Origin of the sequence: Reyranella sp. (genome assembly GCF_004297405.1) — a bacterium.
Lineage (GTDB): Bacteria > Pseudomonadota > Alphaproteobacteria > Reyranellales > Reyranellaceae > Reyranella.
This window is the reverse complement of the sequence record NZ_SCVC01000046.1, coordinates 31,771-56,814: the sequence shown is the minus strand read 5'-3', so window position 1 is coordinate 56,814 and position 25,044 is coordinate 31,771. Positions and strand designations below refer to the sequence as shown.

Annotated in this window: 26 protein-coding genes and 1 pseudogene; 16 read left to right on the top strand and 11 right to left on the bottom strand. The window is 63.3% G+C overall.

The window, feature by feature from the left end:
* The first annotated feature begins 126 nt into the window (after positions 1-126).
* The gene (locus EPO50_RS28805) at positions 127-1,419 is read left to right on the top strand and encodes an adenylate/guanylate cyclase domain-containing protein (RefSeq protein WP_296350076.1); all 1,293 of its coding nucleotides are present in this window, start codon (positions 127-129) and stop codon (positions 1,417-1,419) included.
* 146 nt (positions 1,420-1,565) lie between these two features.
* Here EPO50_RS28805 and EPO50_RS28800 read toward each other — a convergent pair whose 3' ends face one another.
* The 3 genes from EPO50_RS28800 to EPO50_RS28790 all read right to left on the bottom strand — a co-directional run bounded on the left by EPO50_RS28800 (position 1,566) and on the right by EPO50_RS28790 (position 3,117).
* Complete coding sequence (locus EPO50_RS28800; RefSeq protein ID WP_296350075.1) at positions 1,566-2,090, bottom strand: hypothetical protein; 525 nt, start codon at positions 2,088-2,090, stop codon at positions 1,566-1,568.
* Positions 2,083-2,481 carry a helix-turn-helix transcriptional regulator gene (locus EPO50_RS28795; protein WP_296350073.1) on the bottom strand — a complete coding sequence of 133 codons (399 nt, stop codon included), beginning with the start codon at positions 2,479-2,481 and terminating at the stop codon, positions 2,083-2,085. Before EPO50_RS28795 ends, EPO50_RS28800 begins: the two co-directional genes overlap by 8 nt.
* Before the next feature lie 303 nt (positions 2,482-2,784).
* Positions 2,785-3,117, bottom strand: a complete 333-nt coding sequence (locus EPO50_RS28790; protein WP_296350071.1) for a helix-turn-helix domain-containing protein — start codon at positions 3,115-3,117, stop codon at positions 2,785-2,787.
* Positions 3,118-3,188: 71 nt separating this feature from the next.
* On the opposite strand from EPO50_RS28790, the gene EPO50_RS28785 reads away from it, so the two are divergent.
* Complete coding sequence (locus EPO50_RS28785) at positions 3,189-4,448, top strand: MFS transporter (protein ID WP_296350070.1); 1,260 nt, start codon at positions 3,189-3,191, stop codon at positions 4,446-4,448.
* Between the two features lie 72 nt (positions 4,449-4,520).
* Here the strand turns inward: EPO50_RS28785 and merB are convergent, their stop codons facing one another.
* From merB to EPO50_RS28770, 3 genes and pseudogenes are all read right to left on the bottom strand, one after another.
* Entirely contained in the window at positions 4,521-5,501 is a 981-nt protein-coding gene (merB, locus tag EPO50_RS28780; protein ID WP_367268081.1) for an organomercurial lyase, read from the bottom strand.
* Between the two features lie 90 nt (positions 5,502-5,591).
* Positions 5,592-5,777, bottom strand: a pseudogene (locus tag EPO50_RS28775) (GDCCVxC domain-containing (seleno)protein); the annotation flags it as partial.
* A complete protein-coding gene (locus EPO50_RS28770; RefSeq protein WP_296350068.1) occupies positions 5,774-6,166 on the bottom strand; it encodes a mercuric reductase in 393 nt (130 codons plus the stop codon). The gene EPO50_RS28770 and the pseudogene EPO50_RS28775, both read right to left, overlap by 4 nt.
* 65 nt (positions 6,167-6,231) lie before the next feature.
* Here EPO50_RS28770 and EPO50_RS28765 point away from each other — a divergent pair, with 65 nt between their 5' ends.
* The 7 genes from EPO50_RS28765 to EPO50_RS28735 all read left to right on the top strand — a co-directional run bounded on the left by EPO50_RS28765 (position 6,232) and on the right by EPO50_RS28735 (position 11,579).
* On the top strand, positions 6,232-6,741 hold the full coding sequence (locus tag EPO50_RS28765; RefSeq protein ID WP_367268074.1) for a helix-turn-helix domain-containing protein: 510 nt from the start codon (positions 6,232-6,234) through the stop codon (positions 6,739-6,741).
* A 16-nt stretch (positions 6,742-6,757) separates the two neighbouring features.
* Entirely contained in the window at positions 6,758-7,087 is a 330-nt protein-coding gene (locus tag EPO50_RS28760; RefSeq protein ID WP_296350066.1) for a YnfA family protein, read from the top strand.
* Positions 7,088-7,434: 347 nt separating this feature from the next.
* Positions 7,435-7,650 carry a heavy-metal-associated domain-containing protein gene (locus EPO50_RS28755; RefSeq protein WP_296350065.1) on the top strand — a complete coding sequence of 72 codons (216 nt, stop codon included), beginning with the start codon at positions 7,435-7,437 and terminating at the stop codon, positions 7,648-7,650.
* Positions 7,651-7,677: 27 nt separating this feature from the next.
* Positions 7,678-10,131, top strand: coding sequence for a cation-translocating P-type ATPase (locus EPO50_RS28750; protein WP_296350063.1), 2,454 nt, complete (start codon positions 7,678-7,680; stop codon positions 10,129-10,131).
* 73 nt (positions 10,132-10,204) lie between these two features.
* On the top strand, positions 10,205-10,618 hold the full coding sequence (locus EPO50_RS28745) for a heavy metal-responsive transcriptional regulator (protein WP_296350061.1): 414 nt from the start codon (positions 10,205-10,207) through the stop codon (positions 10,616-10,618).
* 3 nt (positions 10,619-10,621) lie between these two features.
* A complete protein-coding gene (locus tag EPO50_RS28740; protein ID WP_296350060.1) occupies positions 10,622-10,882 on the top strand; it encodes a thioredoxin family protein in 261 nt (86 codons plus the stop codon).
* Between the two features lies 1 nt (position 10,883).
* Positions 10,884-11,579 carry a cytochrome c biogenesis CcdA family protein gene (locus tag EPO50_RS28735; RefSeq protein ID WP_296350056.1) on the top strand — a complete coding sequence of 232 codons (696 nt, stop codon included), beginning with the start codon at positions 10,884-10,886 and terminating at the stop codon, positions 11,577-11,579.
* 37 nt (positions 11,580-11,616) lie between these two features.
* Here EPO50_RS28735 and EPO50_RS28730 read toward each other — a convergent pair whose 3' ends face one another.
* Positions 11,617-12,969 carry a site-specific integrase gene (locus EPO50_RS28730; protein ID WP_296350054.1) on the bottom strand — a complete coding sequence of 451 codons (1,353 nt, stop codon included), beginning with the start codon at positions 12,967-12,969 and terminating at the stop codon, positions 11,617-11,619.
* 505 nt (positions 12,970-13,474) lie between these two features.
* Between EPO50_RS28730 and EPO50_RS28725 the strand changes: the two genes are divergently transcribed.
* From EPO50_RS28725 to panC, 4 genes are read left to right on the top strand one after another with little or no spacing between them, the layout of a single operon-like run.
* Positions 13,475-14,524: an FkbM family methyltransferase gene (locus EPO50_RS28725; RefSeq protein ID WP_296350052.1), complete on the top strand. Its 1,050-nt coding sequence runs from the start codon at positions 13,475-13,477 to the stop codon at positions 14,522-14,524.
* Positions 14,525-14,536: 12 nt separating this feature from the next.
* The gene (locus EPO50_RS28720) at positions 14,537-15,577 is read left to right on the top strand and encodes a glycosyltransferase (protein ID WP_296350050.1); all 1,041 of its coding nucleotides are present in this window, start codon (positions 14,537-14,539) and stop codon (positions 15,575-15,577) included.
* A 13-nt stretch (positions 15,578-15,590) separates the two neighbouring features.
* Complete coding sequence (locus EPO50_RS28715) at positions 15,591-16,871, top strand: SGNH/GDSL hydrolase family protein (protein WP_296350048.1); 1,281 nt, start codon at positions 15,591-15,593, stop codon at positions 16,869-16,871.
* A 45-nt stretch (positions 16,872-16,916) separates the two neighbouring features.
* Complete coding sequence (gene panC / locus EPO50_RS28710) at positions 16,917-17,789, top strand: pantoate--beta-alanine ligase (protein WP_296350046.1); 873 nt, start codon at positions 16,917-16,919, stop codon at positions 17,787-17,789.
* On the opposite strand, the gene EPO50_RS28705 is transcribed toward panC, so the two are convergent.
* On the bottom strand, positions 17,786-19,063 hold the full coding sequence (locus EPO50_RS28705; RefSeq protein WP_296350044.1) for an acetyl-CoA C-acyltransferase: 1,278 nt from the start codon (positions 19,061-19,063) through the stop codon (positions 17,786-17,788). The two genes, panC and EPO50_RS28705, sit on opposite strands and share 4 nt — an antisense overlap.
* A 9-nt stretch (positions 19,064-19,072) precedes the next feature.
* Positions 19,073-19,957: a TauD/TfdA family dioxygenase gene (locus tag EPO50_RS28700; RefSeq protein ID WP_296350042.1), complete on the bottom strand. Its 885-nt coding sequence runs from the start codon at positions 19,955-19,957 to the stop codon at positions 19,073-19,075.
* A 55-nt stretch (positions 19,958-20,012) separates the two neighbouring features.
* Between EPO50_RS28700 and EPO50_RS28695 the strand changes: the two genes are divergently transcribed.
* Complete coding sequence (locus EPO50_RS28695) at positions 20,013-21,005, top strand: D-2-hydroxyacid dehydrogenase family protein (protein WP_296350040.1); 993 nt, start codon at positions 20,013-20,015, stop codon at positions 21,003-21,005.
* Here EPO50_RS28695 and EPO50_RS28690 read toward each other — a convergent pair.
* Complete coding sequence (locus EPO50_RS28690) at positions 20,995-21,942, bottom strand: hypothetical protein (RefSeq protein WP_296350038.1); 948 nt, start codon at positions 21,940-21,942, stop codon at positions 20,995-20,997. The genes EPO50_RS28695 and EPO50_RS28690 overlap by 11 nt on opposite strands.
* Positions 21,943-21,951: 9 nt before the next feature.
* On the bottom strand, positions 21,952-23,202 hold the full coding sequence (locus EPO50_RS28685; RefSeq protein ID WP_296350036.1) for a bifunctional 2-polyprenyl-6-hydroxyphenol methylase/3-demethylubiquinol 3-O-methyltransferase UbiG: 1,251 nt from the start codon (positions 23,200-23,202) through the stop codon (positions 21,952-21,954).
* Positions 23,203-23,285: 83 nt separating this feature from the next.
* Between EPO50_RS28685 and EPO50_RS28680 the strand changes: the two genes are divergently transcribed.
* Both EPO50_RS28680 and rlmN read left to right on the top strand, forming a co-directional pair.
* Positions 23,286-23,846, top strand: coding sequence for an RNA methyltransferase (locus EPO50_RS28680; RefSeq protein WP_296350034.1), 561 nt, complete (start codon positions 23,286-23,288; stop codon positions 23,844-23,846).
* 11 nt (positions 23,847-23,857) lie between these two features.
* Complete coding sequence (gene rlmN / locus EPO50_RS28675) at positions 23,858-25,042, top strand: 23S rRNA (adenine(2503)-C(2))-methyltransferase RlmN (protein WP_296350032.1); 1,185 nt, start codon at positions 23,858-23,860, stop codon at positions 25,040-25,042.
* Positions 25,043-25,044 lie beyond the last annotated feature (2 nt).

The window sequence follows — 25,044 nt, the reverse complement described above, 5'->3', positions numbered from 1 at the left end:
ACTCCTAGGGCTTGCCGCCGGACGACCGGAACGTCGATACTCAAGGGCCGCGGGCGATAGCTTACGGCTATGAAGGCCATGCACATCATGTAGCGCGCTCGCGGGCAACGCGATGGACGAAAGCCTATGACGACGGACGTCAATCGAACCTTCGCGAAACTCGAGCGTCGCACGGAACGGATCGTTGCCGTCGTGCGGCTTCTTTCCTTGCTCGTCCTGGTTCTGGTTTTCTGGTCTCTCGGGGTTCTGGAATCGCGCCACGCCGCTGCAGTGCCGTTGGGCGGCTTCGCCATGATCACCGTGGCGGGCCTCGTGACCGCTCGTCGAAGCCTGTTCCACCCCTGGATACCTTGGCTGTTGGCCAGCCTTGATGTGATGTTGTTGGTCCACTGCCTTGCGGATCTCGCCCTGGCAACCGGGCAACCCTTGTATCTCGTGCTTGATACGCCGGTGGCGTTGCTGATCTTCGTGTTTCTCGCGGCTGCAGCCGTGCGGCACAGACCTTTTTTAGTCGTGTACACCGGCGGACTGTTCGTGGCCGTGTGGATCGCGATTCTGTTGATAGCGCCCCTTGTCGGCATAGGATCGTGGACCTCGGCAGCGTTCACCGCCGCCCTCGGGCGTTTAGCGTTCGTCGGTCTCGTGACTTTCGCGCTATTCGTCGCCGTGACGCGGGCGCGTCGGACGTTGACCCGATCGCTCGTCGAGGCCCGCCTGCGGGGTAATCTATCGCGCTATTTCAGTCCGCAGCTCGTGGACGAGATCGCTAACGCCGGCAGCGCGGCGCCATCGTTCCGGCCGCAAAATGCGGCAATACTGTTTGCCGATCTGCGAGGCTTCACGAGCCTGGCCGAGAACATGCCCGCCGATAAGGTTGCGGATTTCCTGAACGACTACAGACGGCGCATCTCCGAACCCATCATGAGTCACCACGGTACAATCGACAAGTTCATCGGCGACGGCGTGATGGCCATCTTCGGCGTGCCGCAGCCGCGCACAGACGATGCGCGGAATGCGGTACTTGGCGGACTTGCCGTGGTCTCCGCCATCGAGAAGTGGAGCGCCGAGCGGCTCGCCGAGGGGCTGCCACCGCTACAGATCGGTGTCGGGATCCATTATGGCGACGTGATCGCCGGCCCGTTAGGGGACGAACGCCGGCTCGAGTACACGGCCATTGGCGACACCGTCAATACCGCCGCACGGATCGAGCGGCTGACCGCCGAACTCGGCGAGTCGATGTTGATCTCTGCCGATGTCCTCGCTTCGGCGCCAGATCTCGAGCGGGATTTAGCCTGGGTATCACTCGCGACTCATTCTCTAAAGGGCCGCAGCCAACCAATTCAAGTCTATCGACCAGATTGGAGCGGCAGGTCGGTCTCTCGACCCGAATCTGATGAAGCATTGAAGGCTTTCGGTTGAATTTTAGTCAAACAACGTTGAGGAATAGAGGTGCGCCGCCACTGTCGCGGGGATTCGCGCGGGCGCGTTTCCTTTCGGGTGGTTTCTCATTTTTCGAACAAAGGAACCGTGGCCGTTGATACACCGGCAGCTTGCAATTCAACGGATCACTTTGTGTTTTCGCGCCGCGCCAGCGGATGTCTCACCAGGGCGCGCGCAATGAGCGGTATGCCGATCGCCGCAGGCAACAGCCAGAACGCAATTTGGGGAAGTTCGCTCCAGAGCGGCAGGTTCTTGCCGTTGTCCACGTAGAACGCGGTCAGCATAAGAATGTATGACAGACCCATGCAGGTGATGTGCACCCTGACCCAATGGCGCCAACGCTGACGCAGGGCTGTCCGCCCGACAGTCGCTACGATCAAGGAAAGAATGCCGAGAATGAACAGGTGATAGTTCTCGGCCCAACGCACCACGGAGAGGCCAGTCGCTGAAGCGACAAGTACCGCCAGGCACCAGTAGTAGAGTGTTCCGGACGTCGAATGACGACCTCGGCGCTTGCGACTGAGCATGGCAACCAAGCCCGCGATAACACAGGCCACGCCTACCAGGATGTGGAAGCGCACGACGGCGAGGAAGCCAGGGTCGATAGAAGGCACCGGCACGCCGAATACGATGGTTGTCTCATCAGGCATGCGATTGTCGCTTTGCCATCGGTTTGTGCGGATCAGAGCGACTGGCCTTGGTTGCCATGCCATTGGCGCCCATCGCCGACTCGAGCAGACGCGTTATCGCGAGAATGCCTTCGAGGCGTGCCGCGACCGAGCCGGCGTCGATCTGATAGAAGACATGGCGGCCTTCCTTGCTCGCCCTGATGATTTGCGCAGCGGCAAGCTGCTGCAAATGGCGCGCGACGACCGAGCGATCCTGGGGCAGGCGGGCGGCGATCGCAGCGATATCGGCACGGCCCAGGAGAATGAGCTCGCGTAACACGGCGATGCGAGCCGGCTCGCACAGTGCCCTGAAGAACCCCGTGTCGAAGACCGCCACGCACCGACGCGCAGCTTCCTGTCGCGATACCGCCATCTTGCCTCCATATAGGCATTTATGTGCATACATGCCTTTAACGATGGAGCCCGGCAAATGGTTGCCCCATGTCAGATCGAGCCCACAAAGCCAGGAGCCGGAAAAACTCGATTACGGCCGTGAGGGGCGCTCAGCGCGGTCTGGTCTCGCACGAGAAAGTCGGCCGCGAGATCTACGAGCTCATCCGCACGGCTCGGACCCGGCAACTCTCAACCGAGATCTCCGGCGGAGTGGCGCCAAAGCAAGACCGCGCTGCAGCGTTAAGCTGTTCCTATCGATTGACCAGGAGCCTTGAAGAATTGCTCAAGCAGCCTCGGCGCGCCGCCCGGGGCGGGAGGGCTCCTCCTCGACGAAGCCCATGCAGCACTTCTCCCGCAGGAACTCGACAACCATCGTGACCTGACGATGGTTGGCGCGACACCTCACCTCCCGCCCGACTTTTTCCTGCACGACCAGGCCGGCTTCGACCAGACCGCGCAGATGGAAAGCCAAGGTCGAGGCCGGTATGTCGAGGCGTGCCTGGATCTCTCCGATATTGAGGCCCTTGGGCGAAGCGCGGACCAGCACCCGAAAGATATCGAGTCGGGTCAGGTTGCCCAGCTCGCTCAGGCACTTTGCAGCAAGGTCGCGATTCATGCCGCCATTTTAGGCGGTGGCTGCCACGAATATCAACGATAAAACTAGCTTTATGGTTATGTTGCCTTAGAATGGCCGCGGACAACAATGAGAGGCGGCCAGACCTGATCAAGAACTCGCCCGTCCATTACGGCTGGATCATCCTTGCCGCCGGGACGTTCGGCTCCTTCATGACGCTGCCGGGCCAGACGGCCGGCGTGTCAGTCTTCTTCGACCCGCTCACTACTGAGCTGCAAGTCTCGCGGTCCTGGGCGTCGATGGCATACGCCGCCGGCACGCTGGCTGGCATCCTGCCCGCTCCCCTGATCGGCCGCTGGATCGACAGGCGCGGTCCGCGCCTGTCGGCGACGATCATCGCGGCGGCCCTTGCGCTCGCCTGCGCCTACATGGCCATCGTCGAGTCAGGCCTGATGCTGCTGATCGGCTTCGCCCTGCTGCGCGGCACGGCGATCGGCGGGCTGAGCCTGGTCAGCGGTCAGGTCGTGAACCTGTGGTTCGTGCACCGTCGCGGCATCGCCGCCGCCGCCGCGAGCCTCGGTGTCGCAGCCGGCTCGATGATCTTCCCGCCGGCCATCGAGGCCTTGATCTCGTTCTACGGCTGGCGTGGCGCCTATCTGGCATTGGCCCTGCTGATCGGCGCCACCCTGCTGCCCGTCGCGGCGCTTGTGTTCCGCGATCGGCCGGAGAAATACGGACTGACCACGGATGCCGGACTGCCGCCGGCCACCACGGAGGTGCGGGAAGAGCCGTCGTTTACGCGACCGCAGGCGCTGCGTACCGGCGTCTTCTGGCTGCTGACCGCCATCGGCTTCCTGACGAATGCCATCGGCACCGCACTGCTGCTGAACCATTTCTCGATCATGCAGGGCGCGGGTATCGGGCGGGCCGATGCCTTGCTCGTCCTGTCGGTCTATGCGGCTGTCCAGGTCGCCGTGACGCTGGGGACCGGGGCACTGATCGACTATTACGAGCCGCGCCGCCTTGTGCCGGTAGCGATGCTCTTCCTGGCGCTGGCATCGGCGCTGCCGGCATTCGGGACCGGCATCGTCGTGAGCTGGCTCTATGCACTTTGTCTGGGTGGCGCGTACGGGTCGCAGCAGGCGATCGGCGCGGCGGGCTACGCGCAGTATTTCGGCCGCGATCATCTCGGTGCGATTCGCGGCGTGTCGTCCCTGTTTGGAGTATCCGGAGCTGCTTTCGGACCCCTGCCCTTTGCCGCGAGCATCGAGTGGACAGGTAGCTACGCCGTCGCCTTGATCGGCAGTTGCGCGCTGTGTCTCGCGTGCGGTTTCGCCAGCTTCGTCGTTCGCCGACCCGCAATTTCAAAGTGAGACCCTAGCATTACTATGGGGCGGTCGAGCTTGGCCCTGAAGTGGATCTGATCAGGTTTGAGTGATCCGCCGTCAGGCCAATCTCAGCAACGGCTCGAACAAGGCGATGCCGATCTCCAGTGCTTCCTCCACCGTGAGCCGGTCGCCGGCCGATTGCGCGCTGCTAGAGCGCCATGCCGCCAAGTGATCGTCATCGCAGAAGAACACCGTGCTGGGGCAACGGCTTTGGGCGACGCAGCCCTCGAATGCCAAGGTATACCAGACAATAGCCGTCCTGGGCTCGACCGCTGCCAGCGTCGTGCCACTACTCGACGTCGCGATATAAATCGGCTTCCCGCAGTGGGCGCATTCAGAGCTGATCGTCGTTTCCGTCCGGCACATCGCGCCAGTGCCCAGCGCGTCAATCGCACACAGGGAGTCCACAGTTTGACCGTGAAGAGTAACGCGATGACCGGTGCGGTAGGCGGCGAAAGGGTAGGCCGCGAGGATCGCTGCGCCGGACTCGTTAAGGACGACAAGATCGCGTTTGCGCAACGTCTCCAGCGCGCGCCGCGCGGTATCGAGAGGCTGGCCGCTTGTACCAGCCACATCCTCGATCGATGGGCCTCGTCCATGATCCGCAAAGTGGCGCAGGATGGCTGTTAGAGCCTTGTCCTCGGCCTCGTCCAATCCTGCCCAGCCATCTACGCCTGAGGGATGCGCGGCAAGCCTGCGCTGCAGGACTTCGCGAGCCTTCGGAAGAGTCATCCTCGACCAGTCCGGTCGGCGCACGCCGGCACGCAGCTCGCCCGAAAGAGGCGCAACGCCGAGACGCGCCGCCAAGTCCTCGATCGCCGTGCTATCGGAAGCCTGACCGCCAATTCTGAATGAGATCGAGCCAGCTTCTTCCGTGACCGTGAACTTGAGAGTCGCGCAGCATGAGCGCTCCTTCTCGGCGAGCACATCGAGCGCGCCAAGCAAACCTTCTCCCACCTTGAAACGCAACACTACGCCGCCCGGCGTGCGTTCCGCGACGCCGCCGTAGGCCTGCACAAGCGCTCCGATTTCGGCCATTCGCTCATGGAATGCGGCCGGTTGCAGTGAGCAAACCTCCGGGACCACGGTTGTCGGCTCAGCGGCGCAGCATGCGTTCCCGTCGCCCATCTGGATTGGCGGGCAGGGAACCGACCCATAGGAACAGAAGACACAGCAATCCCCGTGCTTGGGCTTGAGCCGGCTGCCACACCCGGTGCAGATGTAAAAGTAGAGGCATGCATCCGTCGGCATGGTCTCGACCGCCTGCGTGCCACAGTCCGGGCAAGTCAGTGTCGACTCCAGGATCGGTGTCATAGCGGCGGCTCCATCCAGAAGGTGAGGGCCAGCAACCCGAGTGCCAGCACGAGGGCGACCTGACTAATGCGGTCGAGGACCGGCCGGCTGCGCGGACCTGCAGCGCCGCAGGCCCGCGCACGGCGCTGACGCCACATGAGCACGGCTGCGCCGAGGAGGCAGATGACCGCCGCGGCCAGGACATGGAGTTGATAAGGCCCGACCAGTGCCGCGATTGCAAACAGGCCGGCCGAGCCGATCCCGAGCGCGGCGAGCGCGACCGGCAGCGCGCAGCAGGATGCGACGCCGAATGCCGCCAGAAGCGCGCCTGTGGCCAAGGTCGTCTTGGCGGCGTCGCGCCCAGTCTCCGCCCGCGGCGTCGAAGCGCGTGTGTTGTGAAAATCAGTCATGGTTTGGCAAGCCTAGACCTTGTAGGAACTACAAGGTCAAGTATGTACGGAGTGAAGGTGGAACCATGACCACTCCAGGGATGATCCCAATTGGCGTCCTCGCCAAACGCTCGGGCGTGCTGGCTGAAACCATCCGCTACTACGAGACGGAAGGGCTCTTGCGTAAGCCGGAACGCTCCTTGGGCGGCTACCGGCTGTACGACGCCTCCGATGTCGAGCGGCTGTCGTTCATCCGCCAGGCGCGAGACCTTGGATTCAAGCTCGATGCCGTGCGACGGCTACTGGGCCTTGCCGATCGCAAGGCGAATACCTGCGACGAGGTTCGAGAGCTGGCTATCGCGCATCTGGCGGAGGTGCGCACAAAGCTCGCCGACCTGCGTCGGATGGAACGTGTATTGTCGGACCTCGTCCGTTCCTGCGCGGGCACCACGGTGCCCGAATGCCAGCTGCTGCAAGCCCTGGCGGCACCCAGGACGAAGGCAGCTTTGCCCACAACAGTTCGCAGGACAGGCGTTGGTCCAGCTAAGAGTCCGACCTCCATACGCGGCGCGCGGTCACGGCACCGCATCAAGTGACTCCAGGGCAGATCGCATGGCCAAAGCTCTCTTGATCTATACGGGTGCGGCACTCGCGGAAATTGCTGGTTGCTTTGCTTTCTGGGTTTGGCTGCGGAGCGGCAAGTCGCCAGTCTGGGTTTTGCCGGGTATCGTCAGTCTGGTCGCGTTTGCCTGGCTACTGACCCTGATCGACTCTGACTATGCTGGTCGTGCCTATGCTGCCTACGGCGGTATCTACGTAGCGGCCTCTATTGCCTGGCTCTGGTTCCTAGAGGGAGCGCGGCCCGATCGCTGGGACATAGTTGGAGCCGCCGTGGTTCTTGTCGGGGCATCCATCATTCTTTTCGGCCCGCGTTCGACGTAGGCCACGCTCGAAGGCCTCACGAGCCATTTGGCGGCCGATCAGGCGGGCCAAGCGGAGGAAAACTTCATTGGCCTGGCCGATCCTGTCGGGGTGCGTATCCGCCGGGGCAACTATCAATTGTGATCTTGTTCTGCCTCGCCATCCTGTTCCAACGCCGAGCTCAACCCCGCTTGCCACAGGGAAGGGGGGCACAGCAGCAGCTGGAAAGGGTAACCACGGGCTTGTGCGGAGTTAGGTGGCTCTGGCGAAGAAATGGCCTCCCGAGATAGCAAAGAGTCCCTTGACCTTGGAGCTAACTTCAAGGGTTAGCTTACGCTCGTCGACAGCACTTCACCGGGAGCCGATGAATGAAAACCGCGACATTCAAGATCGAAGGGATGAACTGCGATGCTTGCGCCGGCAGGATCAAGGCGCTCGCCGAGAAACTACCTGGCGTGCAGGCAGCTGCCGTCTCCTTCTCACAGGCGGAAGCCCGCATCCTCTTCGATCCGCAGGCCGTAACCGAAGATCGTCTTGTCGCACTGGTTCACGATGCTGGCTTTCGTATCGTCGGCCACGAGTAGCGATCGTCGCATCCCATGGTGCAAGCAATGACAAACGCAACTCTGGCTCAATCCTCTTTCCAACCCTGGAGTGAAGAGCCGTCGAGCCGCCCCGATCGCCGGAAGATCCGAGCCCGCATTGGCGGCCTCCACTGCTCGCTGTGCACCGGCACCATCGAGAAGGCACTCGGCCGCATGCCGGGCGTCGACAAGGTGGCGGTAAGCCTCACGCACGAACAGGCGCTCGTCGAATACGATCCGGCGGTCGCGCGTCCCGAGCGTCTGCTGCAAACCTTGCGGGACATCGGCTACACGATCTCCGATCCGCGCAAGCTTCGCGCCTTCGAAGACGAAGAGCGCGATCTCGTGCACGAAGCGCGGCGGTTCGTGCTCGCGGTGATCCTCAGCGTTGCGGCCATCCCTATCATCGCTGACCCAACGGTTGGCTGGATCGGCTTTCTGCCGGCGCTGGTCTGCCTCAGCCTCGGCGGGTTCGTGTTCCTCGTCCTTAGATCGACCGGTTTGTGGATCGCGATCGGCGCCGCGACGGGCCTCACGGTCATGGCGCTGTCGCTGCTCTATCTCAACCTGACAGGACACCTAACGCGCGCCGCGCCCTGGCTGGCTGGCGCGTTGGCCGTCGTGCTGATCTTCGGAGTGGGCAGGCATATCCTGCATATGGCCGTCCAGGCGCTGCGGCGTGACATCCTCAACCAGCACGTCCTGCTGGAAATCGGCGCCTTCGCCGGCATGGCGGGCGGCGTCATCGGATTGGTATTGGATCGACCTGACTATCCGACCGCAGCTTTCTTTGCCGTCTCGGTCATGGTCGGCACTTACCACATTTTCTCGGAGTGGCTCTCACTCATCGTCAAGACGCGCAGTTCGCAGGCCGTGAAGCGTCTGCTTGATCTGCAGCCCGAAACGGCGCGAGTCGTGCGCGCCGGCCAGGAGCTTGAAGTTCCGATCGAGGACGTAGAGCTCGGCGAGCATGTGCGAATTCGTCCAGGGGAACGCATCCCGGCCGACGGCACCGTGGTCAACGGATATTCTGGCGTCGACCAGTCTCTGGTGACCGGCGAGGCCGTCCCCGTCGAGAAGCGTGAGGGGGACGCAGTGATCGGTGGATCGATCAATGGCACGGGCACGCTGTTGGTGACCATCACGGCTGTGGGGGAAGGTAGCTTCCTTCATCAGGTGATCCGCCATGTCGAGGATGCGCGGGCGTTGAAGCCCGGCATCCTCCATCTCATCGACCGCGTGCTGCGGGTCTATACGCCGGCGGTCCTGGTGATCGCGGCGTTGGCCTTTGTCGGATGGCTTGCCGGTTCGTGGCTCGCTACCGGGCAAATCGACATCGAGCGCGCAGTCTTTGCCGGCCTCAGTGTCTTGGTGATGGGTTACCCCTGCGCCGTGGGCATTTCCGCGCCACTTTCCATCGTGCGCGGTGCGGGGCAGGCCGCCGAAAGGGGCATCCTCATGCGAACCGGCGAAGCATTTCAGGGGTTCAGGCTCGTAAGGAAGATCATCCTGGACAAGACGGGTACGCTGACCGAAGGCCGCCCCACGGTTCGCGAGGTCGAAACGGCCGGAGGAAGCGAAGCCGAACTCCTGGCCATTGCGGCCGCGGTGGAAGCTTCTTCCGAGCATCCGCTCGGCCAGGCTGTCGTCAAAGCAGCGTTTGAACGCGGTGTTACACCGCCCGAGGTGGCTTCGTTCCAGGCGTTCCCAGGACAGGGCGTTGTCGCTCAAATCGGCAGTAGCGAGGCTATCGTCGGCAGCCCACGCTTCCTCATCGAACGGAACATCGACCTTTCGCTCCTTCAGAAGCGAATAGAACTACTCGAGGCGGCGGGGCGGACCGTGATTGCCGTCGCGAACAAAGGGCGAGCGTTGGGCATTGTCGCTGTAGGGGACACGCTGCGGCCGGATGCGATCGAAGCCGTCGCCAGCCTGCGCAAGTCCGGCCTCTCGACCGTCCTCGTGACCGGAGACAACGAACGCGCGGCGCAACGGGTGGGCCGCGAGGTGGGCGTCGATGAAGTCCATGCCGGCATATTGCCCCAGCGCAAGGCGGCCATCGTTCGGGAGCTTCAGGCGGACGCCCGGGTTGCGATGGTTGGCGACGGCATCAACGATGCTCCCGCCCTGATGCAGGCTGACATTGGCATCGCAATGGGCGGCGGCACCGATATCGCCATCGAGGCGGCCGACATCATCATCCTGTCCAACAAACTCAGTGCCCTTCCTGAAGCGCGGGACATCAGCCGCCGCAGCTACCGCAAGATGGTCCAGAACGTCGTGCTGGCCTTTCTGTTCAATGGCGCGGGCATCCCGCTCGCGGCGACGGGCCTGATCCATCCTGTCTGGGCAATGGTGGCGATGGCGGTGAGCGTGACGGCGATCTTCATCAACTCGCTCTGGGGCAGCCCGCGGCTGTTTTTCGATGCGATTCAGAGTGTTGGCCGCCCACTCGCAGGCGCATCGCCGCAGACTGCGTGAGCCCGAGACGGTCGGCTGCAGGCCTTGACCTTGGACTATACTCCAGGGCCCAGGATGGCGTTGGAGGTCAAGCATGTTGACGATCGGAAAACTCGCCGCGCTCACGGAGACCAGCACCGATACGCTGCGTTACTATGAGCGCGAAGGACTGATCGAACCGGCCGACAGGACGGAGAGCGGCTATCGCCTCTATGACAAAGGTTCCGAGCGTCGCATCCGCTTCATCAGGCAAGCGCAGCATTGCGGCTTCACGCTGACGGAGATCCGCGACCTCCTCGTGTTGCGCAACCGCGATGCCGCCTGTTGCGGTGACGTGCGCAAACGGGCCATCGAGAAGAAGCTTCAGCTCGAGCACAAGATCAAGGCCATGAAATCCATGTCCAAGGCGCTCGATCGCCTCATTGCCGATTGCGCCAACGAGGCGCAGCCTGTCGAGGACTGCACCATCATCGCCGCATTGGAGCAAGCCGTTGGCCAGGTGCACTGAGCCATGAAGATCGAGCTGTTCCATGCGCCAGGATGCAGCCGTTGTGCCGGCGCGAGAGAGAGCCTCAAGGCCGCCGCGGAAACGGCAGTCACTGGCCTGGAGTGGCGCGAAATCAATGTGCTTGACGAGATGGACTACGCCGTCGAGCGCGGCGTGCTGTCCTTGCCGGCGGTCGTGATCGACGGCGAACTCGTGTTTTCGTCCTTGCCGACACCGCAGCAACTCCGCGCCGCCTTGATCAGGCGGAACGATCGGAGGCGTTGAAGTGGCGCCCGACGCCCTTCAACAGGCTGTTGCCAATGCCGGCATTGCGGCCATCGGGCTTGGTTTCCTTGCCGGCCTTCTGTTCAGCTTCAATCCCGTCGCCATAGCCTCGATCCCGGTGTCGCTCGCCTATGTGACCAGGGCCCGCGAGAAGAAGCAGGCGATCCTGTTCGGTACGGTGTTCATCGTCGGCATGCTGGTCGTGCACACAGCGATGGGCTTTGCGGCCGGGCTCGGCGGCCAGTGGGTGGCCTCTCTGCTGGGACGGGAATGGGGAGTGGTTGTCGGTCCGTTCCTCATCCTGCTGGGACTTATGTGGGCAGGCTGGGTCCGATTGCCGCTTCCGGCATTTGCCTTGAAGGCCAAACGGCCCTCGGCGGTCTGGAGCGCGTTCCTTCTCGGAGCGGTGTTCTCCGTTGCGATCTGCCCGGTTTGTACGCCGGCACTGGTCGTTCTTCTTGGGGCGACTGTAGGGCTTGGTTCGCCCTGGATGGGCGCCGCGCTGCTTCTCGCGTTCGCTGTCGGGCGCGCGCTTCCCGTTGCCGTGGGCGCCATCAGCATCGGCTGGCTCGAGAATCTGCGCGGCCTGGACCCGTATCGACGCGCCTTCGAGACGGTTGGCGGATTTATCCTGATCCTGTCTGGTCTCTACATGCTGAATGCCTATTTCTTCTGGCTACCGTCGTTGGCCGGTTAGCCGTCGGTGTAGGCGACGCTAAAGAGTCGAGACCGACTCACCTTTGTCTATGAGTGAAATCGATCGTCAGCGAGGAGAAATTGAAGTCCTCGACTGGCTGCGGTGCCGCGTCTTCCCGCTGCAAAGCAACGTACTCGATGTTGGATGGTTTACCTATCGGCTCTTCGGATCCGAGCATCTTTGTGATCTCCATCGAAACCCTGTCAGCCGCAACGACTAAGGCCGTATCCAGGTGCACGTACCTTTGCGTGACGCCGTGCGCGGAGTGTCCAAGCAAACCGGCTATCGTAAGTTCGGAGAAGCCAAGGTCGCCTGCAACGCTAGCGAAGGTATGGCGGAGCACGTGCGGGGTCACGCCGCCAAGTTTCGCCTTCCGGCAAACACGGTCGAGTACGCGGACGACACCAATGAAATGCCCGTCGCCCCAGTCGGCCGGAAAGACGAAGACAGAACCCCCACGGGTGGGCTGGGCTTCAATACAGTCCATCGCAGCTTCTCCAAGCGCTCGGACCTGTTCGCCGCTCTTGGTGTCAGGAAAGCGAATGCAGTGATCGCTCCGACTGAACCACGGCCGCTTTAGTCCCAGCACCTCCATCCGTCGGAAACCGGTCAGGAGCATGAGCCGGATAGCAGCGAGACCGGTCGGATGCTCACCTTCGGCTGCAGCTTCGCGCATCACGCGTCCGAGACGACGGATTTCGTCTTCGCTCAGCCGTCGCTTGCGGCTGCCGACTGCCAGCTGCCGGACGCCTTCCGCAGGATTTTTGCTAATGACGCCGACACGAGTGGCGTGGCCGAGCAATGCCCGTAGTGTGCTGATCGCTCGGCTAGCGACGCCGGGTCCCCCAGTTGACCGGCCACCGCGACCCTTCTTACGTCCGCGAGCCGACTTTCCTGCCGCGATATCCGCCTGCATTCCCTCGATGTCGTGCAAAGTGAGGCGGCTTACGAGCCGGACACCGACCAAGGGCTTGATGTGCGTTTCGATCCGGCTTCGGTCACTCTTGAGTGTCGATGCCTTGATCGGCCGGCGGTTTCTACCGAGGAGACGGCCGGCTTCAGCCTGTTCCAAATACCAATCGCACACTTCCTTGACCGACATGCCGACCCGGACGCCCTGGCGGTCGGCCGCCGGGTCGGCGCCCTCCGCTACAGCGGTGAGCTTCTTGCGGGCGAGGTGGCGTGCGCTCTCGGGCGTCAGCACGCCGTATTGCCCTAGCACCAAGCGGCGGGTCCGGCCTTCCATGTTTCGGTACTGGATGAGGAAGGTCTTCACTCCCGATGGCTTCGCGCGAACTCCGAAGCCTCTCAACTCCGCATCCCACACGAACACGTCGCGATCAGGTTCGGCTTGAAGCGCGTCTACTGCACGTTTGGTAATCTTACCCATAATACGTTTCCTCAAAGACCACACGATTCGTACTGCTTCCCCGGGTTTTCGGCGGAGGCCGGGGAAGCAGGGGGGAAGCACGAGAGCGAAAATCGTAAGGTATTGAGAGGATAGGGCAGGGATGGGTTAAACTGGAGAAAACCTTTGTGGTACAGTCACTTATAGGCTTTGCGGCTAGAGAAAGATGCTGTGGCGTAAATGGTCTGGGCGTGTTGCCAAGGTCGGGGTCGAGGGTTCGAATCCCTTCGCCCGCTCCATTGATCTAGAAGGGTTTCAAGGGGTTTCGACAGAGGCCCGTTTGGCGCTCAGCGCAAAACATTGAGAAACCCCGAACACCCTTCCTTCAAGTTCATCACTGGGGCGTCAGCAGTCGCTGTGCGCTGTAAAAGAATCGCTGGGCTTGCCCCAATGGCCGCGTATTGTCGGGTTAAGATCGCTTTTGCCGCCGCGCCCGACCCAATATCATTAGGCACTCACGCTGCCCTGCCCGTTGGTTGTTGAAGTGATGATGCTCGCCGATCCCCCTCGGGGCCTTGCCAAGGTCTGGTCCGACTATCGGTGGAAAGTCGGCAACTACCTCGACAGGCTGGGTTGCTGGCTGCTCGTGAACGCGCCCACGGCGGGCAAGCTCTATGCCGGCTTGTGGTCGCGCGGCCGGCCGCGGCTGGAACGCTATCCGGGCTGGACCTTCGCGGCCGAGTATTTCATCGAACGGCGGTGGACGGCGTTGCGCCGGGCCGCCCTTTGGGATTTCGCGTTGGAGCAAAAGCTTCGCGTGCCGCTCAGCATCCCATGGTACGCCGGCACGACGGTCGACGTGACCCTCGGCAACGATCAGAGCCTTTGCCTCTATGTCAGCGGATCATTCGAGCCCAACGAGTTTGCTTTCATCGACCGCGTGCTGACGCCGGGCATGACCGTCATCGATGTCGGCGCAAACGACGGTCTCTACACCGTCTTTGCCGCACGTCGCATCGGTCCGTCGGGGCGCGTGCTGGCGGCCGAGCCGAGTTCGCGCGAGCGCGCCAACCTCACACGCAATATCGAACGCAACAGGTTGTCGAACGTCGTTGTGTGGCCATCGGCGCTTGGCGCGGCGGCGGGGCAGGCGAGCCTGAAGATCGCTCACGGCCTGCATGCCGGCCACAATACTCTCGGCACCTTCGCCTATGACGACGTGCTCGCCGTCGACTCCGAGCTGGTCACGGTCGAGACCCTGGACGATGTGGTCCAACGCTGCGGGTTCCCGAGGATCGACTTCATCAAGATCGACGTCGAAGGCGCCGAAGTGGGTGTTCTGCAGGGTGCCCGGCAGGTGCTGATGTCATCGCGTCCGCTCCTCCTCCTCGAGGCCAACGAGCCGGCACTCCAGGCACAAGGCACTAGTGTGCAGGAACTCCTGGCACTCCTTCGCTCCGATTTCCGCTACGACATTCTCGTTTTCTCGGCGCATACAGGCGGCGTCGAGATTATGAAAGAGGGGGCAGCGGTCTCGCCGAACATCGTGGCTGTCCCCTCTGAGCGGACGCAAGACATTCTCGCCAAGGCAGCCTGATCGCCCACCACCATGTCCGAAGTCAAACTGCCGCCGGTCGGCGTCATCATCACGAGCCACAATTGCGAGGCCTATGTCGCTCAGGCCATCGAATCTGTGGCGCGCCAGACCATCCGCAATCTCGAAGTCGTGATCGTCGACGACGCGTCACAAGATCGGACCGCCGACGTGATTGAGCAAACGTTGACGAGGCTAAAGGATCGACGGTTTCGCTTCGTACCGTTGGCCGTGAACCTCGGCCAGACCGGCGCGGCGCGACGAGGGCTCGGCGAACTCAACACGCCCTTCATCTGTTTCCTCGACGGTGACGATGTCTGGCACGAGACCTTCGTCGAACGACATCTCTCCGCTCACCTGAACACCGACTTTCCCGTCGGGTTCACCTATTGCGATTCCCACGTCATCAATGGCGAAGGTGAGGTGCTGGCCGGAACGGCCTGGTGGTTCGAGCGGCCCAACGGGGATCCACCGCATCGTCCAATCGAGCCGGCCGCTGCGCCGACGATCGATGCCGCGAAGGGTGTGGCCGATTTTCCGCCGAAGCTCAGCCTGACGCTCCATGCCGAATGGTCGCCGACCTGGTCGTGCAACAGCATGGCCTCGCTGATGTTCCGGCGCAGTCTGGTCGACCTGATCTACCCAGAGACCGATGAGCAGTTGCGGCTCTACCTCGATCACTATCTTTCGACCTTCGGTGTGCTCGTCGCCGGAAGCATCGCCATTCACGAGTCTCTTTACGCCTATCGAATGCATGGCAAAAACAATCATTCTACGGCGGCGGTCGTCGGCGGCACCTTCGCCACGTCGCGGAACGATTGGGCGGCGATCAACCGTAATATTCTGCAGCTCGTCCATAGGGACATGCAGGCCCGGCGCGACGAGCTCTGTGCTGCTGTCGGCGCAGGGCACTTCAATCATTCCCTAGCTCTGTTTACCGCCGGTATCGCCGATATGAATCGTGACCAGGTCGAGGATCGAGCTCGCGAGGAAAGCCACGACGACAGCGGCGGCGTACTGGTGCGGCTGGGCAAGTTCTTCGGCAACGGCCGTTGAGATGGCTTCCAGAATGAAAACAAAGACACTGGCCTTCGGTTCGATCTACTTCCTGATCCTGGCCGCGGTGACGCTGGTGGGGATCGAGATTATCGCGTCGTTCTACAGTCCGTCTTGGCCAGCCTACGCGCTGCGGTCGACACCGCCGGTCAACAGCTTTCCGCCAGGCGCCGAACTGCCAGCGTGGATGGTGGCGCCGTTCAACTCTTGGGGCATGCGGGATCGCGAACGTAGGTTCGACCCAGCGCCAGCCGGAACGGTGCGGACTGCTTTTGTCGGCGACAGCTTCGTGGAATTCCAGCCGCTGCGGCATAGCCTGCCGGAAGCCGTGGAGGAGCGCCTTCTTAGGCAAAGCAAGAAGGCCGTCGAAGCCGTCAACTTCGGGATCAGCGGGACGAACCCGCGCAGCTACTACTACCGGATGCGCGATGTGGCGCTCCCACTGTCGCCGGACGCCGTGTCGGTGTTCTTTTTTTCCGGCAACGATTTCCTCTTCGGTGACAACTTCAAGTGGGAATGGCTGCCGCCGCTGCTCGACGAATCGCCGGGTCGCTCGATCGTTGGCCGTGTGATGCCGCATACCAACTGGCTGCTGGTCAACCGGTTGCGCCTGTCCGAAGTGCTGAACAGCAACGAGCCGATCGAAGGCGAGTTCGCGACCTTGCAGCAGATCGCCAAGGAACCCAAGGAACAGGGCCTGACGAAGCTCGCGCAGCACATGAAGCGCCACTACTACCCCAATGTGCCGGAGCAGAAATTGAGGGAAATCCTGTCGCGTGGCGACGGGCGGCTGTTCGACCTCTTTGCGGACAGACCGGACGATCAGGAATATCTCGCAGGCTGGTTGCCAAATCTCATCCTGCGCGCCGAACTCACGCCGACATCATTCAATAGTATCACGACACCTCAGCAGGCCGACGCCGCCATCCACCAGAAGGATATCGACGGGACGCTATCGTGGCTGGTGGCCATGTATCGTCTGGCGCATGAGCGCAACGTCCCGTTTTCGCTCTTCATCATCCCGACGGGTGGCGTCGATCCTGCCTTTGTCGATTTCTGGTCGCCCTGGCCGCACTACTACAGTTGGTATCTGCATTGCGACGCGATGCACGAACGGCTCGTCAAAGCACTCCGCGGCACAGATGTGCCGTTCGTCGATCTGCGGCCGATCCTCGAAGGCCGGGTCGATACTTATCGCAAGTCCGATGCGCATTGGACGGAATCTGGCCAGGGTCTGGCGGCCGATCGTATCGCCGAACAACTCAAGGCTACCCTGAAGGCGAAACTCGACTGACAGCACGGGTTGCGCGGTCTCGGCGCGGTGTGCTTAACCACGAGCGTGAACAGCTCGACCGATCCCACTCGAGAGCAAGACCTCGCCGTCGTCCGCACGGTGGCGGACTTGCGTCGCACCGTTGCCGCCTTTCGTAAGGCCGGCCGCACGATCGGCCTGGTTCCGACCATGGGCGCCCTGCATGAGGGACATGTCAGCCTGGTGAAGGGCGCGCTCGACCGGGGTGACGTTCCGGCGACCAGCATCTTCGTCAACCCGACACAGTTCGGACCCAACGAGGATTTCGCTGCCTACCCGCGTGACGAACAGGGTGACTTCGACAAGTTGCGTGCTGCCGGCTGCCGCATCGTCTTCGCTCCGAGCAAAGACGAGATGTATCCCGGCCAGCAGCTCACGACCGTCACGGTGGCGGGTATCACCGACGGGCTCTGTGGTCCGCTGCGCCCCGGCCATTTCGAAGGCGTCGCGACCGTCGTTTCCAAGCTCCTGCTGATGGCGATGCCCGATCGCGCCTTCTTCGGCGAAAAGGATTATCAGCAGCTCCAGGTGATCAAGCGCATGGTGCGCGACCTTTCCATGCCCTTCGAGATCGTGGGCATGCCGACCGTGCGCGAGGCGGACGGGCTCGCGATGTCGTCGCGCAATCGCTACATGAACCCGACGGAACGCGCGATTGCCGCGGGCCTCTATCGCGAACTCAATGCGGTCGCGAAGGCAGCACGAGGCGGTGCGTCCTGTACGGCTGCCGCGGCAGAAGCAGCCAAGGCCTTGCTGGCGGGTGGTTTCGACAAAATCGAGTATCTGACCGTCGTCGATGCCGAAAGCCTGGCGCCCTTGGAAAAGGTCTCAGGGCCTGCCCGCGTCATCGCTGCCGCGCGGCTCGGCCGCACGCGCCTGATCGACAATATCGCGGCTTAGGCCGCTTCCAGCAGACAGACCGAACCCTGCCCGCCGTCGGCACAGATGCTGACGATGGCGCGCTGGCCCTTGGGCATGGCGGCCAGTTCCTTGATGGCCTGGCTCAGGATGCGCGCGCCGGTCGCGCCGAAGGGATGGCCGATCGCGGTGCTGCCACCATTGGGATTGATGCGATCGCGCGGAAAGGCCCCGAAGTCGCGATCGATGCCCGCCTTGTTCTTCCGGAATTTGGCACTTTCCAATGCCTTCAGATGGAAGGCGACCTGGGCGGCGAAGGCTTCGTGGATCTCCCAGAGATGGATGTCGCCATAGCCGAGATTGTTGCGCGCCAGCAGGCGCGGGATGGCGAAAGCCGGCGCCATCAGAAGCCCCTCGACCCGGAAATCGACGGACGCGATCTCCCAATCGACCAGTTTTACGCGCGGCGTTTTCGCCGGCAGCTTTTCCAGACCCTTCGAGGAAGCGACCCAGAGGGCTGCGGCTCCGTCGGTGAGCGGCGAGGAATTGCCCGCCGTCAGCGTGCCCTTGCCGCTGGTGCGATCGAACGAAGGCTGCAGCTTGGCCAGCCTTTCGAGCGAGGTGTCCTTGCGCGGAATGGTATCGCGCTTCGTGCCGTCGACCTCGATCACCAGGTCATCAAAGAAGCCGCGGTCCCAGGCAGCGACGGCATTGCGATGGCTGGCCAGGGCAATCTCGTCCTGCTCCGCCCGACCGATCTGCCATTCCTTGGCGGTGATCTCGGTATGCTCGCCCATGCTGAGGCCGGTGGTGCGGTTGCTGATCGCCGGAATGAAGAGACGAATGTCCTTCAGATGCAGATGGGTGATGTGGTCGATCTTCTGGCCGAGCGACCGCGCCTGCTGGAACTTGCGCAGCCAATCCGACAGTTGTTGGCCGAGGCCCACCTGCACACGGCTGAGGCTGTCGACACCGCCGACCAGGGCGAGGTTGCGGCTCTCGCCGTCGATCATGCCCGCCGCCTCGATGGTGCCCATCATGCTGGTCGAGCAGGCCATGATCGTCGAGAAGGCTGGCACCGTGGCATCGATGCCGGCGTCCATCAGCACTTCGCGTGCGATGTTGCTCCAGGTGAGGCTGGGCACGACGACGCCCCATACGGCGAAGTCGGGCTTGGCGCCGTCGAGTTCGGCCATCATGTGGCGGGCCACCGGCACGGAAAGCTCGATGGCGTCGAGCTTGGCCAGCGCACCATCCACCTTGGCGAACGGCGTGCGCACGCCGGCCGCCAGCCAGACGTCGGTTGGGCGCTTCATCGGCAGATCCTAAGCGGCTTGTTCGAGTGTCGAGGCGACATCGCGTGTCGTGACTCGGCGCAGGTCGCGCACCTTGGTCGTGTCGAACGGCCGGGCGCGATGCATGGTGCAGCGATTGTCCCAGATCACCAGATCGCCCTGCTTCCAGGCGTGTGCGTAGGTGAACCTGGGCTGAGTTGCGTGCTCAATCAGATCCATCAGGAGCAGGCGGCCATCGGCGACCGGCCGGCCGAGAATGTGCGAGGCGTGCGAAGCGATATAGAGGGTCCTGCGGTGCGAACCGGGGTGGGTGCGGACGACACGCTGCGGCACCGGCGGCAGGGAGGCGAGTTCTTCCGCGCTGTACTTCACGACGCCGAGCTGTTCGCGCGAACGCCAGATCGAATGCTCCGCGACGAGACCTTCCAGTTCCTGCTTCGTCCGGTCTGGCAGCGCATCATAGGCGGCGCGCATATCGGCGAACTCTGTGTCGCCGCCTTCATCCGGAATGACATGGGCATAGAGCATGGAAAGCGCGCCCGGCACGCGACGGAACGAGGCGTCGGTGTGCCAGAGCCTGTTGCCCAGCCAGTCGAGTCGGCGGCGCGCATCGGCTTCGAGCACCTTGCCGTCGCTGTCGAGGTTGGAGATGTCGGCGATTTCGTCCGCTAACAGGCGGTGCTTGATGTCGCGTTGCCGGAGCTTCGCTGCAGAAGCCTCGACGGGGCCGAAGTGGCGTGCGAAGGCGACCTGCCGTTCGTCGTCGAGCTTCTGGCCGTGGAAGATGACGACGGCGTAGCGGTTGATCGCGGCTTCGATTGCGTCGCGATCGGCAGGCTTCAGCGGGGCACCGAGATCGACACCCCCAATCTCGGCAACGAACTCCGGATGCGTTGGCGTAACCGTGATGCTCACAACCGCCTCCTGCGGCTATAGTGCCGACAACCGACATTCTCTCCCAGGAAATGCCATGCCGCAAACGATGAAGCTCGCCCTGCTCGATGACTATCAGAAGGTCGCTCTGCGATTGGCCGACTGGGACCGCCTGCGCAAACGCTGCATCGAGATCACTGTCTTCAACGAACCCTTCGCATCGGTCGATGATGCAGCGCAAAAGCTAGCGCCCTTCGAAATTCTCGGTTTGCTGCGCGAGCGCACTGCCTTTCCGCGGGCGCTGATCGAGAAGCTGCCGAACCTCAAGTTCATGGTGCTGACCGGCGCCCGAGCGGCGAGTCTCGACGACAAGGCTGCGACCGAGCGCGGCATTCCGATTTCCACGACGCCGGGCGGCGGCTCGAACGCGCCGACAGCAGAGCTGGGCTGGGCGCTCCTGATGTCCTGTGCGCGCGATCTTGCCAAGGCTGAGCGCCTGATGCGCAGCGGTGGTTGGCATGACGGCATCCAGCAGATGAACGTGCTGGAGGGCAAGCGGCTCGGCATTCTGGGACTCGGCAAGCTCGGCAGCCGTGTCGCGGGTTACGCCAAGGCCTTCGGCATGGACGTCGTGGCCTGGAGTCAGAATCTCACAGCCGAGAAAGCCGGGGCCATTGGGGTCAAGTACGTCAGCAAGGACGAGCTGCTATCGACCTCGGACTTCATCTCGATCCACCTCGCTCTGTCGGATCGCACACGCGGGCTGATTGGCGCGGCCGAGCTGGCGAAGATGAAAAAGACGGCTATCTTAGTGAACACGTCGCGCGGTCCGATCGTCGACGAGGCGGCGCTGATCGCGGCCCTCAAGAACGGCACGATCGCCCATGCCGGCCTCGACGTTTACGACAAGGAGCCGCTGCCGGCCGGCCACCCGCTGACCAAGCTGGAGAACGTCACCCTGGTGCCGCACCTGGGCTATGTGGTCGAGGAGAGTTACCGCTTCTTCTACGACGGCACGATCAAGGACATCGAGGCTTGGCTGGACGGTAAGCCGATCAATGTCCTCAATCCGGATGCCCTCAAGAAGTAGGCGTCCGGAGGCGAGCTGCGATCAGCCACACAGCGCCGCCCAGAATGACGGCGGCGGAGAGCCATTCACCCTTTGACAGGTTGGGCGGCGATAACCAGCCGAGCTGGGCGGCGGCGGCTTCCAGCACGATGGCGAAGAAGGGCATGGCCGTCAGCGCAATCAGATAGGTCTGCACGCCTGAGCGGTTGATGGTCCAGAAACCGAGCCAGGTTCCGGGCGCGCGGAACACCACGCCGGCGATGATGGCGTAGACCCAGAGCTCGACGCGCCCGAAGGCATCGCCACCGCCGGCCCAGGGTGAGACGATGACGCCGAGGAGTCCGGCCAGCGACCAGACGAAGATCAGCGCCAGAGATGCGGCGACCAGGATCTCGCCGGTGAAGCGGCTGCGCGCGGCCGGATCGGTCTCGCGATTGCGCGGGTGATAGGCAATCATCCACGAAGCCGCGACGGCGACGGTCTCGGAGAGGATCAGCCAGAGTACGCCGCGCCAGGCCGTGTCCGATGCCAGCGCCAGGACGAAAGACGCGATACCGGCGGCGAGCAGGAGCAGGCCCGGCCAGTCGCGTCGCGCTGGCGCCTGACGGGTCAAGGCCCAGCCGGCCGCCGCGCCGATCAGCACGCTCACGGTCGAGATCAGGGTGCTCTGTGTGACGGCGAGCCACACGATGGCCGCCGACGTCGCGCCGTTGATGATGACGCGCATGAAGGCGTAGCTGATCGTCCAGGGCGCCAGCAGGTCGCGCCAGCTTCCCGGCGTGCGCCGGCCCACCCAAAGCATGGCGAGGCCCGCGCTCAGGAGCTGCACGAGCGTGTAGGCCCAGGCGTCGAGATGCGCCCCACTCACGACATGGCGCGTGAACAGGAGATAGGTGGACCAGAGGAACGAATTGCCCAGCGCGATGGCCAGAACATTGCCGCTCATCGGGCCGGTCATGATGGAAGCCTAGGTGCGGAAGCGCAGCAGCAGGTGGTTGACGCCGTTCAGCTTGACGTAGAGGTCTTCGAACTGCGTGTAGAAATCCTCCCACTGCGGCAGTCCACCCTGGGCGCCGAGCGAGGTGTAGATTTCAGCGACGGTCCGGCGGCCATCGATCTGCGAGATGATGCGCGGCGCCAACGACGGAAGCTGGGCGCGCCAGGGAAAGCCGTCGAGGTTGGCGACCAGCGGCGCGCCGGGCTGCAGGCCGGCAGCGAGCTTCTGCGCATCCATCTCGCGGAGCACCGGAATGGCCGAAGTGTCCTCGGGCCGGGCCACCGTGTCGAAGCCGGCACGCGTGGCGTAGAAAATGTGGGTGCGCAGGTTGCCGGCCAGCCGCTCGGCGAAGGCGGCGCGCTCGATCAAGGGCAGGGAGCTGGTCTGGCGGGCGATCACCGGATCGCTCATGTAGGTCGCCGGCTCATAACGCACCGGCTCGAGGAAGGCGACGACGCGCAGGCCGGACTCGGACGCCATCCTGCCGATCTGCGGTACCGTGAAAGCGCGATCGCAACTGTGCAGCAACAGGTCGTAGAGGCCGGCATCCCCGCCGGTGACGTGATCGTTGAGATAGGGGTTGCGGCGGAACAGGTTGGTCGTGGGCAGGAAGCGGATCAGCCGTTTGGCCATCGCCAGCCGGTCTTCCAATGCCATAGATAGCGGGGCGAGGGTTTGCAGCATCTGCTGCAGCGGGTAGACGCCGCTGCGGCCATACTCACCATAGAGCATGACGCCGACGCCGCCGTCGGGATGCAGCACGCTCGCCAACGCCCGCATGCCCGCCGTCGGATCGGGCAGGTGATGCAGCACGCCGGTGCAGTCGATGTAGTCGAACTGTCCGATGTTCATGGACGGCAGGTCGAGCAGCGAGCCGGTCAGGAACTGGATGTTGCGCAGGCCGCGGGCCTTGGCGCGGGCCTCGCAGATCTGCCGAGAGGCCGTGGACAGGTCGAGGTAGACGACCTCGCCCGGACAGCGCCGGTCGACGAGCTGCTGGGCCAGCATGATGCAGGCATCGCCGGTGCCGCCGCCGGCCACCAGGGCCCGAAAGGGCCGAATGAAGTTCAGCCGGCCGGCGAACAGATAATGATTGATCTCGAGGATATGGCTCGGTGTGCCCGTGATCAGCCTGATTGCCTCGTCGCGCGGATCGCGCGCCGGGTAGGGCAACGCTTCGTATTGGGCGCGGACTTCATCCAACGGCGAGGGAACGGTCATTCGGGCCTTGTTTGACGACGGGCGGGGCGCTACCGGGAGGACGGCATCGCCTGCGAATCATTAGTGCAACAAATCAGAGGGCCATGAAAGGCTATTTCGGTATCGGCGTGGAAGGCATCAGCAAGGCCGTGAATGTCGGCACCTTGTTCCGGACCGCCCATGCCTTCGACGCTGCCTTCGTGTTCACGCTGCGTGCCCAGTACAACCATCGGGAAGGCATCCAGAGCGATACCTCCGACACGCCGCGCTCGGTACCGACTTATCATTTCGCCGACCTCGAAAGCTTCCGCCTGCCGCTCGGTTGCCGGCTGGTGGGTATTGAGATCACCGACGATGCAATCGAATTGCCGACCTTCCGCCATCCGCGGCAGGCCGCCTATATCCTGGGCGCCGAGCGCGAAGGCCTCTCGAAGGGCGTGCAGTCCATCTGCGACTACATCGTGAAGATTCCGATGCGTTTCTCGGTCAATCTCGGCGTCGCCGGCGCCCTGGTCATGTACGACCGGCTGGTGAGCCTCGGCCGCCACGCACCTCGCCCGGTCGCCGAGGGAGCACCCACGGAGGCGGTCGAATTGCCGGTATTTGGCGAGCCGATGTACAAGCGCCGCCAGCGCCTGCGGCAAAAAGCCGAGGCAAAACAATAGATTGGCGGGCCATGGTTGCGCCGGAGGGGCGGTGCGACTATCTCACGGCCTCCATGGCCATTCTGCCCACCGAACCGCTGCAAATCGTCGAGCCGCGCACCCCGCACGGCCGCAACGACCTGCGCCGCAATCTGATCGGGCTGTCGCGCGACGATCTGAAGGCGACTCTGGTCGAGGCGGGTCTCGAACCGTTCCGTGCGCGCCAGGTCTGGCAGTGGATCTACTGGCATGGCGTCACCGACTTCGAGCGCATGACCAACATCGCCAAGAAGACGCGCGACCGGCTGGCCGAGCTCTTCGTGGTAGCGCGCCCGGAGATCGTGACCGAGCAACGATCGGTCGATGGTACGCGCAAATGGCTGCTGCGTTTCCCTGACGGCAACGAGGCCGAGACGGTCAATATTCCGGAGCAGGATCGCGGATCGGTCTGCGTCTCCAGCCAGGTCGGCTGCACGCTCACCTGCACCTTCTGCCATACCGGCACCCAGCCGCTGGTGCGCAACCTGACGCCGGACGAGATCGTCGGCCAGTTCATGGTGGCGCGCGACAGCTACGGCGAATGGCCGACGCCGACCGAGACGACGCGCATGCTCTCCAACATCGTCATGATGGGTATGGGCGAGCCGCTGTACAATTTCGACAACGTGGCGACTGCACTCAAGATCGTCATGGACGAGCAGGGCATCGCGCTCAGCCGTCGCCGCATCACGCTCTCGACCTCCGGTGTCGTACCGATGATCGCCAAGGTGGGCGACGTGCTCGACGTCAACCTCGCGGTCTCGCTGCACGCCGTGAGCGACGAGGTACGCGACACGCTGGTGCCGATCAATAAGAAGTGGCCGATCGCCGAGCTGCTGGCGGCGTGCGCCGCCTATCCCGGCGCCCGGAACAGCCGGCGCATCACCTTCGAATACGCCATGCTGAAGGGCATCAACGACAGCGACGCCGATGCGCGCGAGCTGGTTCGTATCCTGAAGCCGATCCACGCCAAGGTGAACCTGATCCCGTTCAACCCCTGGCCGGGAGCGCCTTACGAGTGCAGCTCCAACAACCGCATCCATCGGTTCGCCGAGATCGTGAACGATGGCGGCCTCAGCGCACCTGTGCGCACGCCGCGCGGTCGCGACATCTTCGCGGCGTGCGGCCAGCTGAAGAGCGCGAGCCAGCGCAGCCGACGCGAGAAGGTCCTCCTGTAGTC

Coding starts and splice junctions, on each gene's coding strand:
- rlmN (WP_296350032.1), top strand. CDS start 23,858: ATGGTTGCGCCGGAGGGGCGGTGCGACTATCTCACGGCCTCCATGGCC.
- EPO50_RS28740 (WP_296350060.1), top strand. CDS start 10,622: ATGAAGATCGAGCTGTTCCATGCGCCAGGATGCAGCCGTTGTGCCGGC.
- EPO50_RS28755 (WP_296350065.1), top strand. CDS start 7,435: ATGAAAACCGCGACATTCAAGATCGAAGGGATGAACTGCGATGCTTGC.
- EPO50_RS28715 (WP_296350048.1), top strand. CDS start 15,591: ATGAAAACAAAGACACTGGCCTTCGGTTCGATCTACTTCCTGATCCTG.
- EPO50_RS28800 (WP_296350075.1), bottom strand. CDS start 2,090: ATGCCTGATGAGACAACCATCGTATTCGGCGTGCCGGTGCCTTCTATC.
- EPO50_RS28770 (WP_296350068.1), bottom strand. CDS start 6,166: ATGACTGATTTTCACAACACACGCGCTTCGACGCCGCGGGCGGAGACT.
- EPO50_RS28805 (WP_296350076.1), top strand. CDS start 127: ATGACGACGGACGTCAATCGAACCTTCGCGAAACTCGAGCGTCGCACG.
- EPO50_RS28730 (WP_296350054.1), bottom strand. CDS start 12,969: ATGGGTAAGATTACCAAACGTGCAGTAGACGCGCTTCAAGCCGAACCT.
- EPO50_RS28685 (WP_296350036.1), bottom strand. CDS start 23,202: ATGACCGTTCCCTCGCCGTTGGATGAAGTCCGCGCCCAATACGAAGCG.
- EPO50_RS28690 (WP_296350038.1), bottom strand. CDS start 21,942: ATGACCGGCCCGATGAGCGGCAATGTTCTGGCCATCGCGCTGGGCAAT.
- EPO50_RS28765 (WP_367268074.1), top strand. CDS start 6,232: ATGACCACTCCAGGGATGATCCCAATTGGCGTCCTCGCCAAACGCTCG.
- EPO50_RS28680 (WP_296350034.1), top strand. CDS start 23,286: ATGAAAGGCTATTTCGGTATCGGCGTGGAAGGCATCAGCAAGGCCGTG.
- EPO50_RS28720 (WP_296350050.1), top strand. CDS start 14,537: ATGTCCGAAGTCAAACTGCCGCCGGTCGGCGTCATCATCACGAGCCAC.
- EPO50_RS28750 (WP_296350063.1), top strand. CDS start 7,678: ATGACAAACGCAACTCTGGCTCAATCCTCTTTCCAACCCTGGAGTGAA.
- EPO50_RS28790 (WP_296350071.1), bottom strand. CDS start 3,117: ATGAATCGCGACCTTGCTGCAAAGTGCCTGAGCGAGCTGGGCAACCTG.
- EPO50_RS28695 (WP_296350040.1), top strand. CDS start 20,013: ATGCCGCAAACGATGAAGCTCGCCCTGCTCGATGACTATCAGAAGGTC.
- EPO50_RS28725 (WP_296350052.1), top strand. CDS start 13,475: ATGATGCTCGCCGATCCCCCTCGGGGCCTTGCCAAGGTCTGGTCCGAC.
- EPO50_RS28760 (WP_296350066.1), top strand. CDS start 6,758: ATGGCCAAAGCTCTCTTGATCTATACGGGTGCGGCACTCGCGGAAATT.
- EPO50_RS28785 (WP_296350070.1), top strand. CDS start 3,189: ATGGCCGCGGACAACAATGAGAGGCGGCCAGACCTGATCAAGAACTCG.
- EPO50_RS28705 (WP_296350044.1), bottom strand. CDS start 19,063: ATGAAGCGCCCAACCGACGTCTGGCTGGCGGCCGGCGTGCGCACGCCG.
- merB (WP_367268081.1), bottom strand. CDS start 5,501: ATGGCCGAAATCGGAGCGCTTGTGCAGGCCTACGGCGGCGTCGCGGAA.
- EPO50_RS28795 (WP_296350073.1), bottom strand. CDS start 2,481: ATGGCGGTATCGCGACAGGAAGCTGCGCGTCGGTGCGTGGCGGTCTTC.
- EPO50_RS28745 (WP_296350061.1), top strand. CDS start 10,205: ATGTTGACGATCGGAAAACTCGCCGCGCTCACGGAGACCAGCACCGAT.